Source organism: Methylomonas subterranea, assembly GCF_024505185.1.
Taxonomy (GTDB): domain Bacteria; phylum Pseudomonadota; class Gammaproteobacteria; order Methylococcales; family Methylomonadaceae; genus Methylomonas; species Methylomonas subterranea.
Window position 1 is genome coordinate 1 of the sequence record NZ_JANIBJ010000092.1, and the last position, 1073, is coordinate 1073.

At 48.5% G+C, this 1073-nt stretch carries 2 protein-coding genes; both read left to right on the forward strand.

Features of this window, described 5'->3' with window-relative positions; all coding sequences use genetic code 11:
• The first annotated feature begins 92 nt into the window (after positions 1-92).
• The gene (locus tag NP590_RS20410) at positions 93-554 is read left to right on the forward strand and encodes a helix-turn-helix domain-containing protein (protein ID WP_256604586.1); all 462 of its coding nucleotides are present in this window, start codon (positions 93-95) and stop codon (positions 552-554) included.
• Positions 551-1012 carry an IS630 family transposase gene (locus NP590_RS20415; RefSeq protein WP_256604587.1) on the forward strand — a complete coding sequence of 154 codons (462 nt, stop codon included), beginning with the start codon at positions 551-553 and terminating at the stop codon, positions 1010-1012. The genes NP590_RS20410 and NP590_RS20415 overlap by 4 nt, the downstream gene beginning before the upstream one ends.
• Positions 1013-1073: the final 61 nt, after the last annotated feature.

Genomic DNA, 1073 nt, shown 5'->3' on the forward strand with positions numbered 1-1073 from the left:
ATAAGCGATTAACAACAAATAGCCATGCAGTAAAATAGTGAAATTTTAGATACGGTAATGGTAGCGAAGGAATGCGGGTAAGACCCATAGAATTGAGCGAAAGCGAACGAGAGCAACTACAGGTAATCATCAAGAAAGGGAGTGATTGGCGAGAGCGGGAACGGGCACAAACCATTTTGATGTTATCCGAGAGTCAAACAGTCGTCGCTGTTGCAGAGCATCAGGGCGTGCAGCCGGAAGCGATACGCGAGCGGCGGAGGAAGTGGTGGAAAAACGGGCTGGCGAGCCTACCGGATCAGCCGCGCAGTGGTGCGCCGAGTAAGTTGACTGACGCGCATCGGAGCCAACTCAAAGAATGGATCGATGCGGAACCTTTAAACTGCAGGGCATTGGTCAGTCGTCTAACGACGGAATGCGGAGTGACGATTAGTGCCGGCACCTTGCGAAATGAGTTAAAACGCATGGGTTACGTCTGGAAACGCACGCGATACAGTTTAAAAAAAAGCGCGATCCCGAACGCTTCGAGCAGGCTAAGCAAAACATCGCTGAACTGATCAAGCAAGCGGAAGCCGGTGAAATTGAATTGGCCTATGTGGATGAAGCCGGATTTGCGCCACAACCACCGAATCGTTCAGCTTGGACAAAAAGTGGTGAGGTACATGCTATTACAGCAAAGCGCGCCCAACGCATGAATGTGATTGGTGCCATGCTTTCATCGGGTCGCTTAATGCTGACTAAATTGTGGCATAGCGTGAATGGCCTATGGTTCTTTGGCTTTCTGATGGCTTTGATCGCACGCGTCAGCAAACCCTTGGTGGTGATTTTGGATAATGCATCCATTCATACTGCCAAGAAAATGAAACCCTATTGGGATTTGTTGGAAGAGAAAGGCATGCGATTTTATTTCCTGCCACCCTACAGTCCCGAACTGAACAGGATTGAATTGCTGTGGCATAAAATGAAATATGAATGGCTGCCATTTAAGACATTTACCCCAGATGAACTTGAGTAAGCCATTGACGAAATAGGTCGCGGGTTTGGCTCACAATACATGCTAACTTTTTGCTAGGCGC